This window comes from Candidatus Methylomirabilota bacterium (genome assembly GCA_035764725.1).
In the GTDB taxonomy this organism is placed as follows: Bacteria; Methylomirabilota; Methylomirabilia; order Rokubacteriales; family CSP1-6; genus DASRWT01.
Genome location: DASTYT010000119.1, coordinates 24410 through 43504 on the forward strand (window position 1 = coordinate 24410; position 19095 = coordinate 43504).

16 protein-coding genes are annotated in these 19095 nt (G+C 69.6%); 7 read left to right on the forward strand and 9 right to left on the reverse strand.

The genetic code is table 11. The annotated features are described in order from the left end of the window. Window positions 1–1206 carry a class I SAM-dependent methyltransferase gene (locus tag VFX14_19690; protein HEU5191918.1) on the forward strand — a complete coding sequence of 402 codons (1206 nt, stop codon included), beginning with the start codon at window positions 1–3 and terminating at the stop codon, window positions 1204–1206. Window positions 1207–1227: 21 nt separating this feature from the next. On the opposite strand, the gene VFX14_19695 is transcribed toward VFX14_19690, so the two are convergent. The 3 genes from VFX14_19695 to VFX14_19705 are packed head-to-tail and all read right to left on the reverse strand — an operon-like array spanning window position 1228 to window position 3929. Continuing rightward, the gene (locus tag VFX14_19695; protein HEU5191919.1) at window positions 1228–2484 is read right to left on the reverse strand and encodes a hypothetical protein; all 1257 of its coding nucleotides are present in this window, start codon (window positions 2482–2484) and stop codon (window positions 1228–1230) included. Window positions 2485–2494: 10 nt separating this feature from the next. Then, window positions 2495–3169, reverse strand: coding sequence for a hypothetical protein (locus VFX14_19700; protein ID HEU5191920.1), 675 nt, complete (start codon window positions 3167–3169; stop codon window positions 2495–2497). A 43-nt stretch (window positions 3170–3212) separates the two neighbouring features. Beyond that, on the reverse strand, window positions 3213–3929 hold the full coding sequence (locus tag VFX14_19705) for a gamma-glutamyl-gamma-aminobutyrate hydrolase family protein (protein ID HEU5191921.1): 717 nt from the start codon (window positions 3927–3929) through the stop codon (window positions 3213–3215). Between VFX14_19705 and VFX14_19710 the strand changes: the two genes are divergently transcribed. From VFX14_19710 to VFX14_19720, 3 genes are read left to right on the forward strand one after another with little or no spacing between them, the layout of a single operon-like run. Then, window positions 3892–5712 carry a gamma-glutamyltransferase family protein gene (locus tag VFX14_19710; GenBank protein HEU5191922.1) on the forward strand — a complete coding sequence of 607 codons (1821 nt, stop codon included), beginning with the start codon at window positions 3892–3894 and terminating at the stop codon, window positions 5710–5712. The two genes, VFX14_19705 and VFX14_19710, sit on opposite strands and share 38 nt — an antisense overlap. A gap of 16 nt (window positions 5713–5728) precedes the next feature. Further along, entirely contained in the window at window positions 5729–6232 is a 504-nt protein-coding gene (locus tag VFX14_19715; GenBank protein HEU5191923.1) for a cupin domain-containing protein, read from the forward strand. Then, window positions 6229–6552: a cupin domain-containing protein gene (locus VFX14_19720; GenBank protein ID HEU5191924.1), complete on the forward strand. Its 324-nt coding sequence runs from the start codon at window positions 6229–6231 to the stop codon at window positions 6550–6552. The genes VFX14_19715 and VFX14_19720 overlap by 4 nt, the downstream gene beginning before the upstream one ends. On the opposite strand, the gene VFX14_19725 is transcribed toward VFX14_19720, so the two are convergent. From VFX14_19725 to VFX14_19740, 4 genes are all read right to left on the reverse strand, one after another. Beyond that, window positions 6549–7841, reverse strand: coding sequence for an MFS transporter (locus VFX14_19725; protein HEU5191925.1), 1293 nt, complete (start codon window positions 7839–7841; stop codon window positions 6549–6551). The two genes, VFX14_19720 and VFX14_19725, sit on opposite strands and share 4 nt — an antisense overlap. Window positions 7842–7983: 142 nt before the next feature. Further along, the gene (gene clpB / locus VFX14_19730; GenBank protein ID HEU5191926.1) at window positions 7984–10578 is read right to left on the reverse strand and encodes an ATP-dependent chaperone ClpB; all 2595 of its coding nucleotides are present in this window, start codon (window positions 10576–10578) and stop codon (window positions 7984–7986) included. Window position 10579: 1 nt separating this feature from the next. Next, a complete protein-coding gene (locus tag VFX14_19735; GenBank protein HEU5191927.1) occupies window positions 10580–11650 on the reverse strand; it encodes a DnaJ C-terminal domain-containing protein in 1071 nt (356 codons plus the stop codon). Window positions 11651–11768: 118 nt separating this feature from the next. Continuing rightward, complete coding sequence (locus tag VFX14_19740) at window positions 11769–12974, reverse strand: O-antigen ligase family protein (protein ID HEU5191928.1); 1206 nt, start codon at window positions 12972–12974, stop codon at window positions 11769–11771. A gap of 100 nt (window positions 12975–13074) precedes the next feature. Here VFX14_19740 and VFX14_19745 point away from each other — a divergent pair, with 100 nt between their 5' ends. Both VFX14_19745 and VFX14_19750 read left to right on the forward strand, forming a co-directional pair. Next, the gene (locus tag VFX14_19745) at window positions 13075–14184 is read left to right on the forward strand and encodes a glycosyltransferase family 1 protein (GenBank protein HEU5191929.1); all 1110 of its coding nucleotides are present in this window, start codon (window positions 13075–13077) and stop codon (window positions 14182–14184) included. A 10-nt stretch (window positions 14185–14194) separates the two neighbouring features. Beyond that, window positions 14195–14962, forward strand: a complete 768-nt coding sequence (locus VFX14_19750; protein HEU5191930.1) for a methyltransferase domain-containing protein — start codon at window positions 14195–14197, stop codon at window positions 14960–14962. A 16-nt stretch (window positions 14963–14978) separates the two neighbouring features. Here the strand turns inward: VFX14_19750 and VFX14_19755 are convergent, their stop codons facing one another. Continuing rightward, on the reverse strand, window positions 14979–16133 hold the full coding sequence (locus tag VFX14_19755) for a DegT/DnrJ/EryC1/StrS family aminotransferase (protein HEU5191931.1): 1155 nt from the start codon (window positions 16131–16133) through the stop codon (window positions 14979–14981). 194 nt (window positions 16134–16327) lie between these two features. On the opposite strand from VFX14_19755, the gene VFX14_19760 reads away from it, so the two are divergent. Then, window positions 16328–18493, forward strand: a complete 2166-nt coding sequence (locus tag VFX14_19760; GenBank protein ID HEU5191932.1) for an LmeA family phospholipid-binding protein — start codon at window positions 16328–16330, stop codon at window positions 18491–18493. A 14-nt stretch (window positions 18494–18507) separates the two neighbouring features. On the opposite strand, the gene VFX14_19765 is transcribed toward VFX14_19760, so the two are convergent. Continuing rightward, window positions 18508–18645: a hypothetical protein gene (locus VFX14_19765; GenBank protein HEU5191933.1), complete on the reverse strand. Its 138-nt coding sequence runs from the start codon at window positions 18643–18645 to the stop codon at window positions 18508–18510. Between the last annotated feature and the right edge of the window lie 450 nt (window positions 18646–19095).

Genomic DNA, 19095 nt, shown 5'->3' on the forward strand with positions numbered 1-19095 from the left:
ATGGGCCCTTCCGCGATCGCACTCACCGAGACAGCCGCCCTCGCCGCGGGGCTTCAGCAGGCCCTTCCCGCCTCGCTGCGTCCCCTCTTCGACGGCGCGTTCCTCCGCTCCTGGGACCTCTACGACGAGTTCGTCTACCGGCTCGCGCTCGGTGTCTTCCAGCGCGCCGGGCTGGAGGCCGTCACGCGCGAGACCGGCACCAGCGCGGAGATCGCGTCCCGCGCAGGCTTCGACCCCAAGCACGCCCTCGTCCCGCTCGAGTGGATTCTCCATCAGCTCGCCGCGCGGCAGCTTCTCGAGGAGATGACCGACGCCGCCGGGGCCCGGTGGCGGCGGAGTCGCGAGCCGCTCCCCGCCCTCGATCCCGACCCGATCCGCGAGGCGCAGGCCGAGCTCGATCGATCGTGGCTTCCCTCCTACACTCTCGCGGAGACGGTGGCGCGAGACTACGTGCGCTTCCTGCGCGGCGAGATCAGCGGCGAGGCCGTCCTCTTCTCCCCCGCGCGATTCCGCCTGTGGATCGACTACTTCTCCAATGCCCACGGTCTCTACTCCGTGAACAACCGTCTCGCCGCCATCGCCGTCGAGGAGTGGCTACCCTCGTCCGCGCCGGCGATCCTGGAGCTGGGGGGCGGGCTGGCGAGCGCCGCCTGTGCGGTCCTCGAGCGGCTCGAAGAAGGGGGCCGTCTCCCCGCGATCCGGGAGTATCGCTTCACGGAGCTCGTCCCCGCGTTTCTCCGGCGCGGGCAGCAGACGCTGCAGTCGCGGTTCCCCCGTCTGCCCGCGCTCCAGTTCGCGCTCCTGGACATGGACCGTGGGTTCGAGGGGCAGGGAGTGGCGCCGGGCAGTCAGTCCGTCGTCTTCGCCGTCAACACGCTCCATGTAGCGCATGATCTCGCGTTCACGCTCGGCGAGATCCTCCGCGTGCTCGAACCAGGCGGGCGCCTCATCATGTCCGAGTGCGTCCGAATCTTGCCCGGGCAGCCGCTCACTCCGGAGTTCATCTTCAATCTGATGGCGACCTTCCGGTCGCGGCGCCCCGACGCGCCCGGCCAGCCTCCCGCAGGCTTCCTGCTGCCGACGCAATGGAAGGCGGCGCTGGAAGCCGTCGGCTTCGCCGACGTTCGCTTCTTGCCGGACGTGCCGAGCTGGGGTGACCGCTTCACCCGGTTCCACGTGGCGGTCATCGGCGCGAGGCGCCCGTGAGAGAGTCGCGCCGCGGGCGTGTCAGGGCGCCGGCGTGACCTGCAGCAGGAGCGGGCGCTGGCCGCCCTTGCCATTCGACGCCCAGCCACCGAGGTAGAAGCGGCCCGCGTTGTCCCGGGCCATCGAGCCGTAGAGCAGCACGTCCTTGTGGCCCTTGGTGTCGACCGGGTAGGCGACCGACTTCTTCGTCTGCGTGTCGAAGGTCACCCACTCGAAGCGCTGGCCGCGCTGGGTCACGCCGGCGAGAAAGCGCTTGCCATCCACCGCGAAGAGCGACGGAGCGTACCGCTCGCCGCTCGGATGGAACCAGCCCAGCGCGGTGACCTTGGCGGGCCCGTCGGCGCGCGGCTCGATCAGGTAGACGTGGCCGCGGTGCGTGCTGAAGGCCAGACGCCCGTCGCTGAAGTAGGCGAGGCCCGTGATGCCGTGGTTCTCGTTTATGGAGCCCTGGCGCACATAGTACTCGAGCGGCGTCGCCGCCACCTCGCGGAGGCCGGCGTCGTACTCCACCAGCGCGGCGGTGATCTTGTTGCCGCTCTGCGCAACGCGCGGCACGTAGGCGTGGCCGTTGGCGTCCGAGACGAAGTTGCGCGAGACGTGCCCACGCACCGACCCCACGGACACGCCCTTGAACGTGCCCGCAACCGTGTCAAACTGGATCAGCACGTGCCCCCAGTACCCCAGCACGTAGACGTAGCGACCCACGCCGCTCAACGCCACCAGCCCCTGGGTCGTGGTGATGAGGTGCTGCCAGACGCCGGAGTCGGGATCGAGCCGCCAGAGATGGCCGCCCCACTGGGGTGGCGCGCTCCCGTCCTCGACCTCGCCATCCTCGTCGGTGGACGCGAAGTAGATCCAGCCGTCCTCCGCGGTGACGATGCGCGAGTGAATCTTGATCTGTCCCTCGCCCTGGCGCAGCACGTTGGCTTCGCGCAGCCGGTCGAGCACGCCGCCCCAGTCCTTCCACGTGTCGGTCTCGGGGTCGTACTCCATGAGATGCGCGCTCATGCGCGAGGCGCTCGCCGAGACGCCGTACCAGATGTGGCCGTCGAGACCGCGTCCGGTGGAGCCCCACACGGCATTGGCATCGCGGAAGCCGGGCGGCGTGAGCTCCTTCGTCGCCGGCGCCTCGGACGGCAGCGCGGTGATCGGGGTGACGAGGAGGCCGGCGCGCTCCTCATACGTGGCGGGCTTCCGCGCGGGATCCGCGGCGCTCGCCTGGCCGAGCAGCACGAAGGCGGTGAGGAGGGCGAGGCCGGCTGTCCGCAGCCCGCGCACGCCGCGCCTCCTACACCGGGTCCGGGTAGATGCGCTTGAACACCGCCGGCGAGCCCGCATCGAGCCGCATGAACGGCCGGATGCGATGCGTCCAGGGATTGAGGTCGCGGACGCGGTTCCACGCCTCGCTCTTCGGCACGTCGGCCCGCTCGAACTCATAGACGGTGAGGTACTTGGGCTGGCCGTCCACCACCATGTAGCGGCGCGCGCGGATGACTCCCGGGACGCCCAGGTAGTCGGGGACGTACACGCTGTTGTACCAGGCGTTCCACTCTTCCTCGAACGCCGCGGGGATGTCCATGCGGCCCATCTGGAGATACGGCGACGGGCCCATCGTCAGCTCGAGGGGATTGGTGCGCGCGGGGAAGATCTGGCGGTAGCCCTGGACCAGATAGTTGCGGCCGACGTGGCCGCCCGAGGCCTTGGTCCGCCACGGCGAGGGGCGGAAGCGCACCTCATCGAGGAACGCGGAGGTGCGCAGCGCGCTCACGTCCTCCAGCTCGTACATCGCGAGGTACTTGGGTCCGCCCGAGATCGCCTCGTAGCGTCCCGCGGAAAGGAAGCCGGGGACTTTCAGCAGGTGATGCAGATGCTCTTCGTTGTACCAGCGGTTGAACTCCGCCTCGTGCGCGGCGTCCACGTCCGTCCACAGCATCAGGAGACCGGTACCGCGGGTCTTGGGCATGGAATCCTCCGGAGCCCCGGGCCGGGGCGAGGCGCGCGGCGTGTTACCTGCGGGCGTTCGTCACGAGGGCGGCGAAGAGGCGGCGCGCGGCGTCCGAGTGGCCGATCAGCTCCTCGGGATGCCACTGGACTCCCAGGACGCTCGGCTGTTCGGGCATCTCCACGCCTTCCACGAGCTGATCGGGCGCCCACGCCGTGGCGACGAGGCCGCGGCCCAGGGCCTTGAGCGCCTGATGATGCATGCTGTTGACGTCGACTTCCTCGGCGCCCATCACGTCGGCGAGCCGGCTCCCCGGCGCGACCTTCACCTTATGGGTGGGCTGATCGCGCGGCTCCTTCTGGCTGTGAGTGAGCGGAGTGCCGGGCTCCGTGCCGACGTCCTGATAGAGGCTCCCCCCCAGCGCCACGTTGAGCACCTGGATCCCACGACAGATACACAGGAGAGGAATTCGATGCTCGAGGGCCCAGCGCGCGGCATTGGCCTCGAAGGTGTCGCGGATCGGCGCCACGTCGTAGAGCTTCGGGTGCGGGGCCTCGCCGAACAGCGCAGGATCGATGTCGCCGCCGCCGGTGAGGAGCAGGCCGTCGAGCCCCGCGGCCAGCCGCTTCCACGAGCGGCTGGAGATCTGCGGGGGCAGGGGCAGGGGCACGCCGCCCGCCTGCTGAATCGCATCGAGGTACGTCGAGTTCACGTACGCGCGCTCGGGTGAGGTGCCGACGGTGATGGATGTGCTGACGCCGATCAGCGGGAACGTCGACATGACGCTATGTTACCATGCCGTCATGAGCCTCGACTCGGTGCAGAGCCAGAAGCAGGGAGCGGGCGCCTCCGGACTCATGAACCAGGTGATGGGCCGCCGCTGGATGGTGGCAGCGGGGCACCCGCTGGCCGCCCAGGCGGCCGCGCGCATCCTCGAGGCGGGTGGCAACGCCATCGACGCGGGCGCGGCGGCGGGCATGATGCTCGGCACCGTGCACCCGGACATGGTGAGCTTCGCCGGAGTCGGTCCCACGCTCGTCCACATCGCGCGCTCGAAGAAGACCTACGAGGTGAGCGGCGTCGGCCCGTACCCGCGCCTGGCTTCGTCCGAATTCTATCGGAGTCAGTGCGGCGGCGAGATCCCCGCGGGGCTCCTGCGGACGGTGGTGCCGGCGACGCCCGACGCCTGGTGCACCGCGCTCGCGCGCTGGGGTACCAAGAGCTTCGCCGAGATCGCCGCCCCCAGCTACGAGTGCGCCAAGCACGGCTATCCGGTGTCCACGTTCAGCGCCGCGATGTTCGCGCGCAGCGCGGACAAGATGGCGCGCTGGAAGTCCTCCGCCGAGCTCTATCTGCCGGGCGGCAAGGCGCCCGCTCCGGGCCAGATCCTGGTCCAGCGCGAGCTGGCCGGCACCATCAAGACCATGATGGACGCCGAGGCGCGGGCGAAGCGCCAGGGCCGCGTGAAGGCGCTCCGCGCCGCGCGCGACGCCTTCTACAAGGGGGCGATCGCCCGGCGCATCGCCGCCTATCACGAGAAGGAGGGCGGGCTCCTCCGCTACGAGGACCTTGCCGGCTTCCACGTCGAGGTGGCGCCCGCGCTCCGCACCGCGTTCCACGGCTACGAGGTGGCGGCCTGCGGCTTCTCCTGCCAGGGGCCGGTGCTGCTGCAGATGCTGAATCTCCTCGAGGCGTACGACTTCACCGCGCTCGGGCACAACACGCCGCGGGCGCTGCACGTGATGCTCGAGGCGATGAAGCTGGCCTTCGCCGACCGCGAGGCCTACTACGGCGACCCGAAGCACGTGAAGGTGCCGATGGACGGCCTCCTCTCCAAGGTGTACGCGAAGGCGCGCCGCGGCCTCATTCACGAGGACCGCGCGTGGCCCGAGATGCCGCCCGCCGGCGACCCCTACGGGCTCGCCCCGGCCAAGAACGGCACGATGCGCACGCCGCCCGTCCCCACGGGCGTGAGCGCCGCCCTCGATACCTCGTACGTGGCGGTGGTGGACGAGGAGGGGAACGCCTTCTCCTCGACGCCCAGCGATCCGTGCGTGGACTCGCCGGTGATTCCCGGCGTGGGCTGTGTCGTGTCCCCGCGGGGCTCGCAAGGCTGGCTCGTGCCCGGGCATCCGAGCGAGGTCGCGCCCGGCAAGCGGCCGCGGCTCACGCCCGCGCCGTCGATGGCGTTCAAGAACGGGCGTCTCTTCATGGCGTTCGGCACTCCGGGCGGCGACGTGCAGCAGCAGGCCATGCTTCAGGTGTTCCTGAACGTCACCGCCCACGGGATGCCGCTCCAGCGGGCCATCGAGGCGCCGCGGCTCGCCACGCGCTCGTTCCCCGACTCCTTCTGGCCGCACCCCAACGCCCCGGGCGTGGTCGAGGTCGAGAAGCGGGTGCCCGCGGAGACGCGGCAGGCACTGGCCGCGCTGGGCCACAAGGTCAGCGACTGGCCGGAGTGGGACTGGCGCGCAGGCGCGGTGTGCGCGGTCATGGTGGGGGGCGACGGCGCCCGCCTGGGCGGCGCCGATCCCCGGCGCGGCGCGCACGCCATCGGCTGGTAGCACGCCCCCCGCGCGCGTGCACCCCGACGCCGCGCGCTGGATCGAGCTTCTCGGCCTCACGCCGCATCCCGAGGGCGGGTTCTTCCGCGAGACCTACCGCGCCGAGGAGACCATCGCCTCCGCGCATCTGCCCGCGCGCTTCGCGGGCGCGCGGGCCTTCGCCACCGCGATCTACTTTCTCCTCGAAGGGCGCCAGGTGTCTCGGCTGCATCGGCTCCGCTCGGACGAGCTGTGGCACTTCCACGCCGGCGGGCCGCTGGTGATCGAGTCGATCGCACCCGATGGCGCCGCCGGTCGCGCCGTGCTGGGGCCCGGCGCGGAGGCGGGGCAGGTGTTCCAGCACGTGGTGCCCGCCGGACACTGGTTCGGCGCGGTCCTCGAGCGACCGGACGCCTACGCGCTGGTCGGCTGCACGGTGGCCCCGGGCTTCGACTTCGCCGAGCTCGAGCTCGCCCGCCGCGACGAGCTCATCGCCCGCTTTCCCCAGCACCGCGGGCTCATCGAGCGCCTGACGCCGTGACGGGCGGCAACCTTTTCGCCGCGCTGCCCGGCGCGTCCCGGGACGAGGTGATCGACGCGCTTGTTCAGGCGCCAGGAATCCGAATCGAGCGCATCGTCTCCACGGGGCAGGCGACTCCGCCGGGCCAGTGGTACGACGGCGGGCGCGACGAGTGGGTGGCCCTGCTCGCGGGCGCCGCGCGGCTGCGCTTCGAAAGTGAGCCGCGGGAGCGGACGCTCGCCCCCGGCGACTGGCTGCGCATCCCCGCGCACGCGCGGCATCGCGTCGAGTGGACGGATCCGGCGCGCCCCACCGTCTGGCTCGCCGTGCACTTCGACTAGGCCGCGGGGACGGCGACTCCCGCGGGCGCCGGGCTCGGGGTCGGCGTCTTCGCCACGTTCTCCTCCTTGATGATCAGCGAGAGGCCGGAGGCGACGAAGGCCAGGATCGCCGAGGAGATGAACGCCCACGAGTAGGAGCCGGTGTAGTCGAAGATCCACCCTCCCGTCGCCGCGCCGAGCGCCGAGCCCACCTGGTGCGCGAAGTAGATCCAGCCCGAGAGCACGCCGACCGAGAAGCGGCCGAAGATGTTGGCGGTGAGCGTGGTGGTGGGCGGCACCGTGGAGATGTAGTTGAGCCCGAAGATGGCGGCGAAGAGGTGGAGCGACGGCACGTTCCAGACATACAGCAAGAAGATGAGCGATAGCCCGCGCACGCCGTAGTAAAAGGCCAGCGGCCCCTTGCGGCCGAAGCGGTCGCAGATCCAGCCGGACATGATGGTGCCCAGCATGGTCATCGCGCCCATCACGCCGAGGGCCTGCGCGGCGTGCATTTCCGAGAACCCGTGCTCGGCCGCGTGGGGCACGAGATGGGTGAGCACCATGCCGTTCGAGGTATAGCCGCAGATGAAGAACGTGCCGGCGAGGAGCCAGAACGCCGGATACGTCATCGCCTCGCTCACCGCGATGCGCGCCTCCGCGGGCGCCGGGGCGGCGCCCCCCTGCGAGCTGCCCTTCTCCGCGCCGTACGCGGCCATGCCCTCGAGCTTGGGGTCGTCGCGGACGAACAGGAGCGCGAGGGGAATGGCGGTGAGGAAGACGAGGCCGCCCAGCCAGAGGAACGCCGACCGCCAGCCGTAGTGCGTGGTCATCCACACCGCGGTCGGGATGACCACGAGCTGGCCTGCCGACATCCCGGCGCCCAGGATGCCGATGACGAGGCCGCGCCGTGCCACGAACCACCGCGCGGCGATGGTGGACGCGGTGGCCATGCCCATGCCACCGGCGCCCACGGCCATGATCACGCCCGCGGTCAGCGTGATCTGCCAGAGATTGGTGATTCTCGAGGACAGGATCGCGCCCACCGCCAGGATGGCGAGGAAGAGCGCCATGACGTTGCGGGGCCCCCAGCGGTCGGCCAGCCAGCCCACGAAGGGCCCCATCGCGCCCACGAGGAGCAGGGAGATCGCCGCGACCTGCGACATGGCCGAGCGGTCCCAGCCGAATTCGGCTTCCATGGGCTTGATGAACACGCCGAGCATGGCGCGCAGCCCCGACGCGGTCAGCATGATGAGGAAGACGGCGCCCAGGACGATCCAGCCGTAGTGAATCCGGGTCCGCGTCGCGGTCATAGCTCCTCCCCGAGGATCATGCCTTCAGACGAGGCAGCGAGACCAGCGGATTCGGGACCCCTCCCCCTGACCCTCTCCCCTGGGGGGAGAGGGTGGGAGGTCGGGGTTCGGAGGAGCGGAATCGAACTCGGACCCGAGTGTTCTAGACGGCGTGGGCCTCGACGCGCTTCTCGAACAGGATGCGCCCGCCCTGGGCGCCCACCACGATGGTGTCGCCGTCGTGGTACTCGCCGTTGAGGAGGGCCAGGGCCAGCGGATCCTGGATCAGCCGCTGGATAGACCGCTTGAGCGGCCGCGCCCCGTAGGTCGGATCGTAACCCTCCCGTGCCAGGAGGTCTTCCGCCGCGGGCGTGAGCTCGAGCGTGATGCGCCGCTGCGTCAGCCGCTCGCGCAGCCGGGCGAGCTGGATCTTCACGATCTCGGCGATCTCCTCCCGGCCCAGCGGATGGAAGATCACGATCTCGTCGATGCGGTTCAGGAATTCCGGCCGCAGTGACTCGCGGAGCGTCTGCATGATGCGCGCGCGCACCTTGTCGGCCGGGTCCCCCTCGATGAAGAGGTGGCTCCCGAGGTTGGAGGTCATGATCACCACGGTGTTGCGGAAGTCCACCGTGCGCCCCTGGCCGTCGGTGAGGCGTCCGTCGTCGAGCACCTGGAGGAGCACGTTGAACACGTCACCGTGCGCCTTCTCGATCTCGTCGAAGAGGATCACCGAGTAGGGGCGCCGCCGCACCGCCTCGGTGAGCTGGCCGCCCTCGTCGTAGCCCACGTAGCCCGGGGGCGCGCCGATGAGCCGGGCCACCGTGTGCTTTTCCATGTATTCCGACATGTCGATGCGGATCATTGCGCGCTCGTCGTCGAACAGGAACTGGGCGAGCGCCCGCGCCAGCTCGGTCTTGCCCACGCCGGTGGGGCCGAGGAAGAGGAACGAGCCGATGGGGCGGTTGGGATCGGAGAGGCCGGATCGCGCCCGCCGCACCGCGTTCGACACCGCCACGATGGCCTCCCGCTGCCCGATCACCCGCTGGGACAGCCGCTCCTCCATCTTCACGAGCTTCTGGACCTCGGCCTCGAGGAGGCGCGAGACGGGAATGCCCGTCCACTTCGCCACCGTCTGGGCGATGTCCTCCTCGTCGACTTCCTCCTTCAGCATGCGGCCGTGCTTGCGCAGCTCCTCGAGCCGCGCGTTCTCCGCCTCCACCCGCTGCTCGAGCTGATGCAGGGTGCCGTAGCGCAGCTCGGCCGCCTTCTGGAGATCGCCCCGGCGCTCCGCCTCCGCCATGCCCTGCCGGGCCGCGTCCATCTCCTCCTTGATCTTCGCGATGGCGAGGATGGCTTCCTTCTCCGCGCCCCAGCGGACCTTCAGGGCGTCGAGCTTCTCCTTGAGCTCGGCCAGCTCCGCGTCGATGCGGGCGAGCCGCTCTTGGGACACCGCGTCGCTCTCGCGCGCCACCGACACCCGCTCGATGCCGAGCTGCATGATGCGGCGCTGGATCTCGTCGATCTCCTGCGGCACGGAGTCGATCTCCATGCGCAGCCGCGAGGCCGCCTCGTCGATGAGGTCGATGGCCTTGTCGGGCAGGAAGCGGTCGGCGATGTAGCGGTGGGACAGCACCGCCGCGGCGACGAGGGCGGCGTCCTTGATCTTCACCTTGTGGTGGAGCTCGTACTTCTCCTTGAGGCCGCGCAGGATCGCAATGGTGTCCTCGACGGACGGCTCCTTCACCATCACCGGCTGGAAGCGGCGCTCGAGCGCGGGGTCCTTCTCGATGTGCTTGCGGTACTCGTCGAGCGTGGTCGCGCCCACGCAGCGGAGCTCGCCCCGGGCCAGCGCCGGCTTGAGCATGTTGGCCGCGTCCACCGCGCCTTCCGCGGCGCCCGCCCCCACCAGGGTGTGGAGCTCGTCGATGAAGCAGATGATCTCGCCGCTCGACTCGGTGATCTCGCGCAGCACCGCCTTCAAGCGGTCCTCGAACTCCCCGCGGTACTTGGAGCCCGCGACCATCGACCCGATGTCGAGGGCGACGAGCCGCTTGTTCTTGAGGCTCTCCGGCACGTCGCCGGCGACGATGCGCTGGGCGAGGCCTTCCACGATGGCGGTCTTGCCCACGCCGGGCTCGCCGATGAGGACGGGGTTGTTCTTGGTACGGCGGGAGAGCACCTGGATGACCCGACGGATTTCTTCGTCGCGCCCGATGACGGGGTCGAGCTTGCCGGTGCGGGCCAGCTCGGTGAGGTCCTTCGAGTAGCGTTGGAGCGCCTGGTACTTCTCCTCGGGATTCACGTCGGTCACGCGCTGGGTCCCGCGCACCTCGACGAGCGCGCGGTAGATGGACTCCGGCGTCACCCCCTGCGCGGCGAGGATGCGGGCGGCAGGCCCGGACTTGTCCTGGGCGATGCCGATGAGCAGGTGCTCGGTCGAGCAGTACTCGTCCTTCAGGCGCTGCGCCTCGTCCCATGCCACGTTGAGCGCCTTCTCGAGGCGCGGGCCGATGTACTGGCGCCCGGCCCCGCTCACCTTGGGCAGCCGGGCGAGCTCGGCCTTGATCTCGCGCGTGATGATCTCGGGCCGCGCGCCGAGCTTTGCGAGCAGCGGCCCCACCACGCCTTCTTGCTGCTCCACGAGGGCGAGGAGCAGATGCTCGGGCTCCAGCGACTGCTGGTTCCCCTGGTCGGCCAGCGACTGCGCCGCCTGGACTGCTTCCTGTGCCTTCACCGTCAGCTTGTCGAACCGCATCTCATGTCCTCTCCGGCCGAAGCTTCTTCAGCTCCGCCAACAGCTCCTTCTCCTTGGCGGTGAGCCCCGAAGGGATCGTCACCTGCACCCGCACGTACTGATCGCCCTGACCGCCGCCCTTGAGACGCGGCATTCCGTAGCCGGGGATCCGGAACACGCGGCCCGTCGACGTCTCCGGCGGGATCTTCATCGACACCCCGCCCTTGAGCGTCGGCACCTGCATCTCCCCGCCCAGCGCGGCGTCCGCGAACGGCACCGGCAGATCCACGTAGAGATGATCGCCCTTGCGCTCGAAGCGCGGGTCGGCCTTCACGGTCACGCGGAGGTAGAGGTCGCCCTTCTTGCCCCCGGTGCCCGCCATGCCCTCACCGGCCACGCGCACCCGCGCCCCCGTGTCCACGCCGGCGGGGATCTTCACCTCGAGCCGCCGCTGCGTCTTCTTCCACCCGCTCCCGCGGCAGGTCTCGCAGGGCTTGCCGCCGACGTGCCCGGCGCCGCCGCAGGTCGGGCACACCTCGTCCATCTCGAGGGCGATCGGCTTGCGGACGCCGCTGAATGCCTCCTCGAGCGTGAGCTCGATGGCGGCCTCGGCGTCGCCGCCCGCCTGCGGCGCCTCCGTGGAGCGCCCGTCGCCGAGATCGCCCAGGTCGCCGAAGTCGATGTTCGCGAACCCGCCACGGCGGAAGTCACGCACGCGCCCGCTTCGGCCGCCCGCGCGGCGGCCGAGATCGCCGAAGATGCTCTGGAAGAAGTCCGAGAACCCGCCGAGGTCGCCTTCGGTCTCGAACCGGACCTCGCCCTGCGGTCCCCAGGTGGTGCGCCCCGCCGCGCCGGCGCCCTGCGCCGCCTGCCGCTCCCAGTCGGGTCCGAGCGTGTCGTAGCGGCGTCGCTTCTCCGGGTCGGACAAGACCTCGTACGCCTCGTTGACCTCCTGGAAGCGGCCGACGCTCGACTTGTCCTTGGCGACATCGGGGTGGTACTTCCGGGCGAGCTTCCGGTAGGCGGTCTTGATGACCTTGTCGTCGGCCGACCGCTCCACGCCGAGTATCTTGTAGTAGTCCTTGAATTCCATGTGGTTAGACGAGCAAGCGGCGCCCATCCCTGCGAGGCCCGGTGGGCGCCGCCTCGAACTGAGTGTAGCAGACGAGCGGAATGCCTGCCGGGAGGGCCGGCTCGCGCGCTACGGGGGACTACCTGGTGTGGACACGCAACGCCTGGCTGGCCACCCACGGCAGCGCCATCAGGGCCCAGGCGACCATCACGACCTCCGAGTCGCCGAAGTTGTACTCGGAGAGACCGGCGACGAGAAAGCCCACGATCGCGGCCAGGCTTCCGACCACGAGCGCGCGCTCACGCGGCGCCTCGTCGGGTAGCCGCCGCAGCAGGCTGAGGCTCCGGGCGATGAACGCGGCCCAGATCCAGAGCCATGCCGCCAGACCCAGCAGCCCCCGCTCTACCAGGATTTGCAGCGGGGTGTTGTGCAGGTGTCCCGTGCGCTTCTTGACGGCCTCCGGCAGGGCGTAGCCCGCGTATTCACGCTTGACGCCCCCGGGGCCCAGCCCGAGCACCGGGTGCTGGCGCCACATCGCGAGCCCGCTGCGCCACATGTAGACCCGCTCCTTCACCGTAGGATCGTCGGGATCGCCCATCGTCATGAAGCGTTGGCGCAGGTGTTGGGGGCCGGCCAGTGCGGTGAGCGCGAGCACGATGAGACCTCCGAGGAGGAGCCACCGCCCCTTGCGGGTCATGGGAACCAAGGAGAGCACGCCCGCCGCGAATCCCATCCAGGCGCCGCGTGTGTAGGTCGCCAGCAAGCCGACGAGTGAGACCAGCCAAGGCAGCGTCGGCCAGCGGGGAAGCGCAGCGCCTGGTAGCAGCCGAGGCAAGCTGGCCAGGAGAACCAGGCTCAGCACGCCGGCCAGGGTCATGTAGATGCTGAAGAACCCACGGGCGCGGGAGCAGCGGTGATAGAGCCATGCCGGGGAGCCGTAGTCGGCGGCCTGCCCGGGGCACACGACAGTCTGCACGAGCCCGAGGGCCGCCGCGACCGTCACCACCACGAGCAGAGCGGAGAGAAACCGGTGGCCGTCCGCGGGCCCGGATAGTACGTCGGCGGTCACGTACAGGGCGGCGACCAGTAGGAGCCCCTTGCTCGCACCCAAGGCGGTGAGGGGATGGCCGGAGGCGAGCGCCGAGACCAGGCTCACCGCGCTGAACGCGAGAATGGGTTGCCAGAGCGGCCAGCGCGCCGCCGCGCGCGCCTCGGGCTCGCGGAGGCGCCAGAGCCACAGGAGCGTCAGCAGGACCAATGCCGACTGGGACAGCGTGATGGAGAGGCCGAGGCCGAGGACGAACGCCCCGAAGACGGCGCGGCGTAGCGGTGGCCTCATGGTCATGGAATCTGGCTTTTCTTTCTCTCATGCTCTATGCTGCCCCTCCAAGCTCAATCCGGGTAGTCCATGGCCCGGATCGGATCTCGAGGGCTTCTTCCGAGCGATGACTCTACAGCCTCGTGTCGCCGTGAACGCTTCGATCCTGGGGTCCGTCCCGACCGGGCTGGGCCACTACGCCCTTGGCCTCGTTCGGGCGCTCGATTCGCTCCGGGAGGGCCTGATCGTCTACACCTCGTGCCCTGAGGCGCTCTCGGGTCTGCGGGCGACGGTTCGCCGGACATCGCAGCTGACGAGGCCAGAGCGGGGTCTGCGGGGCCATGGGGCTCGGCTCTTGTGGACTCAGACCGCCTTGCGAGCCCGAGTGCGCGTGGACCGGCCGGGCGCGCTGCTCAACGCGCTGCCGGAAGCGATACTGGGTTGTCGGGTACCCCAGGTCAGCGTGGTTCATGACCTGATCCCGCTCGCCTTCCCGAGTCAGTATCCTCGCCAGCAGTTCTACTTCCGCCGACTGGTCCCCGCTGCCCTGCGCGGGTCACGCGCCGTCATCGCCGTCTCCGAGGCGACGAGGCGTGACGTGATCGCCGCGTATGGCTTGAGCCCGGACCGCGTCCACGTCGTTCTCAATGGCTACGACGCCGCCAAGTATGTGCCCGCCGGCCCGGCCAACGATGACGGCGGCGTGCCCTACGTGCTCTACGTCGGCAGCCTCCTGCCACACAAGAACTTGCCTCGGCTCGTCGAGGCCGTGGCCCGCGTCGCCCGTGATACCCCCGTGCGGCTCGTCATCGCCGGCAGCGGAAGGCCCGCGCGCGTCGCGGAGCTCCGCCGGCTGGCCGAGAGCGCCGGGAGCCCGCTGGAGATGTTGCCATACGTGGATCAGTGGAAGCTGCCGACTCTCTACCGAGGGGCCCGCCTCCTCGCGATGCCGTCGCTCGCGGAGGGGTTCGGCCTGCCTGCGCTCGAGGCGATGGCCTGCGGCACCCCCGTGGTCGTCGGGAACACCTCCGCGATGCCGGAGGTCGTGGGCGACGCGGGACTGCTCGTCGACCCCGGGGACACGAGCGCCCTCGCGGATGCCATCTCGTGTCTGCTCACTCAGGATCGGTTACGCAAGGAACTGATCGGCCGAGGTCTCGCGAGGGCCGCGACCTTCTCATGGGAGCGCGCCGCGCGCCAGGTGCTCGCCGTCCTGGACGGGGCGGCCGCCTCCTGAATGCCGCCTCGTGAATCCGTCGCTCCGGCGGCATCAGCGCGACTGGGAAGACCTCGGTGAGCTCGATCCATACTGGGCCATTCTCGCGTACCCGGAGCGCCGTTTCGGTCGGTGGGATCTGGACGAATTCTTCCGTACCGGAGCGGAAGAGATCGCACGCCTGGAGGCGGAGATGCAGCGCCTGGGCTACCCGGCTCGGCGCGAGCGCGCGCTCGACTTCGGCTGCGGTGTCGGCCGGCTGACCCGCGCGCTGGCGACCCACTTCCGACGCTCCGTCGGCGTCGACGTCTCGGCGCCCATGGTCGCCACCGCCAGGAAGCTCAACGCGGCGTTTCCCAATTGCGAGTTCGTCGTCAACGGACATCCCGATCTTCGGATGTTCCCGGACGACCACTTCGACCTGATCTACAGCGTCCTCGTGCTGCAGCATCTCCCCACTCGGGCCGCCATCGTTGGCTATCTCGCCGACTTTGCCCGGGTCCTCGCGCCGGGTGGGCTGCTCGTGTGTCAGATCCCGAGCCATATCCCGTTACGACGACGCCTGCAGCCGCGGCGCCGGCTCTACGCCATCCTGAGAAGCTTCGGACTCGGTCCGCGCGTCCTCTACCACCGTCTGGGCCTGTTTCCGATGAGGATGACGGCACTGGCCGAGCAGGAGGTGCGGGATCGTTTGAGCGCCACGGGGGCCCGGGTCCTCGAGGTCCGCGCGGACACGATGGCGTCCACCGCGATCGAGAGCCGGACCTATATCGTCACGAAGCCCGCGGGGGGCGCGTGACGCACGCCGTACCGCCCTACCCGACCTTGTGGAACGCAGCGATCTGCTCCACGACGTATGCCTGTTGCGTCGGCGCCAGCTCCGGATACACGGGCAGCGCCAAGGTCTCATGTGCGGCCCGCTCCGACTCGGGGAAGTCGCCCGCCTTGTGCCCCAGGTCCCGGAAGCACTCCTGCAGGTGGAAGGGCACCGGATAGTAGACCTCGGTGCCGATCCCTTGCGCGGTGAGGAACTCCCGCAGCGCATCTCGTTTCGGCGTACGGATGACGAACTGGTTGTAGATGTGGGACCGAACCCCCGGCGTGGGATCCACGACCTCGGGCAGGCCCACCGTGCCGGCGAGCCCCGCTTGCCGGAACAGCTCCCGGTAGAGATCGGCGTGCTTCTGGCGGGCCTCGTGCCAGGCGTCCAGGTGGCGGAGCTTGACGAGCAACGCCGCGGCCTGGATGGTGTCGAGCCGGAAGTTGCCGCCGACGATCTTGTGGTAGTACTTCGCCTTGGCGCCGTGGTTACGCAGCAGCCGCAGCCGCTCGGCCAGCCCGTCGTCGCTGGTGACGACCATGCCGCCATCCCCGATCCCGCCCAGGTTCTTCGAGGGGAAGAAGGAAAAGCAGCCCATGGTCCCGAGGGTGCCGGCGAACCGACCATCTCGGAAGATCGTGCCGATGGACTGGGCAGCGTCTTCGACGACGGGACCGTGGATTCTGTCGCCGACCTCGAGGATGCGGGCCATGTCGGCACACTGGCCATAGAGGTGCACGGGGACGATCGCCTTCACCCGTGGCTGGACGCTGCGGTCGAGGCGGTCCCAGACCCGCTCGAGCGAGGACGGGCTCAGATTGTAGCTGGCCGCGTCGACGTCCACGAGCACCGGCACCGCGTGGAGCCGGGCGATGACGCCGGCGGTGGCGAAGAAAGAGTAGGCCGGGGTGATGACCCGGTCACCGGGGCCCACGTCATAGGCCATGAGTGCGGCGAGGAGCGCGTCCGTGCCCGAGGACATTCCGATCCCGTGTCGCGCCCCGACGTAGTCGGCCACCGCCTTCTCGAGCGCCGCCACCTCCGGCCCCATGATGAATTGCTGGGCCTCGAGGACCCGGTCGACGGCCTCGCGCATCTCGTCCCGGATCGTCGCGTACTGCGCCTTGAGATCGAGCAGCGGCACTTTCATCGGGTTGTCCCACCCTCCTCGAGCGGCTTCACCGGCGTTCATAAATTGAACGTCGCGACCAGTGGGAGGTCAAGGAAAAACGGGCTGGGTCATGGGGCCGGTGACTCGCGGGTGCGGCGCATCGTGGCCCTATAATCGCGCGAGGCCATCACTGCGAATGCCATGACCTTGTGGGGCGTCACCCGGGCTTCCCGATGAGCCGGCATCCGTGGCTCCTGCTCGCCTCGCTGATAGCCGGGCTCGGACTCGTCGTGACTGTCTGGACCTCCATCGACCGGCGACCGCCCGAGTGGGACTATGCCAATCATCTGGAGCGGGCCCTCCACTGCTACCAGATCCTGACGCAGCCCGGTCACGATCGGCTCCGCGAGATCCTGGACGCGACCGCCTTCTATCCCCCCATGGCCCCCTGCGCGGCGGGTCTGCTCTACTTCCTGTTTCCGGTGTCGCCGCTCACCGCTCAGGTCGTGATGTTGGGGTTCCTCGGCCTCGGTGCGGTGAGTGTCTTTCTCCTCGGGCGGTACCTGCTGGACACCGCAGCCGGGCTGCTCGCGGCTTTTCTGCTCGCGACGGCGCCATTCGTGATCTTCTCCCTGACGAACTTCCAGCTGGATCTCCCGCTGACCGGGATGGTGGCGTGCTGCTTGTACGTGCTGGCGCGAACCGAGGGCTTCTCGCGGACCGGCTGGTCGCTGGCTGCCGGCATCGTCGCGGGCATTGGTCTGCTCACGAAGCCGCCGTTCGCAGTGTATCTGCTGCCGCCGCTCCTCTGTGTCATCTGGAAGACCGCGACGGTTTCGTCCGAGAGAGGGCACCTGGCGTGGGTCGGGCGCTTCGCCGCCGCGCTGGGGGCCGCCACGGCACTGGCGCTGCCATGGTACGGACCGCGGCTCCTCGGCTTGCCGCTGCAGGTGATGAACCGCTCCTTCAAGAACGCGGTCATCGAGCAGAAATCCCCGACGTTCTCCGCGGAAGGGCTTCTGTACTACCCGACGATGTTTCCGACCCAGTTTGGCCTGCTGGCGGTTGCCCTGTTTCTCTGGGGCCTCTGGGCGCTCAAGCGGGAGCGCGCAGCCCGCGCCTTCCTCTGGCTCGCCGCCCTGGGACCGCTCGTCGTCTTCACCGTGATTCAGAACAAGAACCTTCGCTACACCCTGCCGATTCTTCCCGCCGCGGCCTTGGTGGCCGCGGCGGGAGCCCGCAGTCTGCGTCCGGTGCTGCGCCACGGCGTGACATGGGCGTGCGTCGCGCTGGGCGGGCTCCAGGTGTCCATGACGGCCTTCGCGCTGCCCGCGCCGCCTCTCCTCCCCGGAACCGGTCTCCCGATGGTGTTCGTCCGGCGCCCCGAGCCCGCCGACTGGCCGCACGCGCGAATCCTCGGGGACATCGAGCGCGAAAGCGGCAAGACGCCGGTGACCGTGGCGATTGTGCCCAATCACGAATTCTTCTCCCTCTCGAATTTCAGCTACGAAGCCGCGCGCCTGGGACTTCCCTTCCGGATGGTCCGCGCGTGGCGAGGACCGCCCTTCGGCGTGGACTTCGTCATCGTGAAGACGGGGTCCCAAGGGCCCCCATGGACGGCTCCGCGGCTCGAGCAGATCACCCACGCCGTGGAAGGCGCGGACCCCTACTTGGCCGAAGTCTTTCCGATGATCGGCCGCTATGACCTGCCGGACGGCAGCGTCGCAAGCCTCCACCGACGCCGCATTCCGCCCACGCGCGTCGCCGCGCCGCTGGCCGGGGCGCCGGCCTCGTTGCTCCGCGCCTACCTACGCGATCCGAAGGGGCTCCAGGTGGCGCTCGACTACCGTCCGGACGGCATACTGCGAGGTGAGGTGGAGCACGTGCTGGTGACGGCCGAGAGTGCCACGGTGGGGGATCTGGCCCTGCACGACCGTTCGCCGCTCACCATTCGTGAAGTCCGGGTCGCCGTGGAGGGTCTCGTATTCAACTCCCGTCGGCTCCTGGAGACGGGCGAGCTCGAGGTGCTGGATGTCAGCACGCTCCGGCTCGAGCACGCGGTCGTGACCCAGGCCGATCTCGACCAGCTCCTGCGGGGTCAGCCGGCCGGGGTCGGGGTAGAGGTCAGCCTCGGAGACGGCGTTGCCGACGTGCGGGTGACCCGGCTCGGCCCCGCGATCACCGCGCGCGTCAGGCTTGATCCCTCGCCCGGGGATCGCCCCCTCGCGCTCATGGTTGACCGCGTGCGCGTCTCCGGGATCCCGATCCCCGATCTCCTTGCGGGCTGGATCATGAGGCAGTTCGACCCCACCCTTGCCCTTCGACGCCTGCCCGCGCTCGTCACGGTGGCCTCGGTCCGCATCGAGCCCGGGCGCATCGAGATCGGAACGCGGCAGTGAATCCGAGCTCCCGACTAGCCCCGCGCCACCGTGAACGCGACGTAGAGGGCCTGGGCGCCGCGCTGAAGGAGCACGGTGACGCGATCGCCCTCCTTCACGTCGCGGGTGATGCGCTCGAACTCCTGGAGCGAGCGCACCCGTTGGCGGTTCACCTCGCGGATCTGGTAGCTGCTTCGTACAAAACGAGAATCCTGGCCAAAGGCGGCTCCCTCTCCGTCGTGGGGCGATTCCCCGGCCGGTCAGCTCAATGACCGGCAAGGGTTGGGCGAGGCCGGTGGCCGCCACCATGCCTCGGCCGGGCGCGCTGACTTATAGTAATTTTATTGATGATGCTTAGGGCCTATAGCCAGTTGCGACGGGCAGCACGGCATATTCTGCCGAAGTTGCCCTTCTTCCGCGGAAGAGTCGTCCCGGTCGTCATTCCGGATCTCCCCGAGGTGAGACTCGAGGCCAGTGCGAAAGCCGCCCTAGCTCCGACGGACTGTACCCTCTGTGGACCCGGCACGTCGGCGACCTTTCTCGAGCCGTCACCTGTGGCACTCGATGCCCGGCTTCGCCTCGTGCGCTGCGACAAATGCGGGCATGTCCGCCTCTCCCACCGG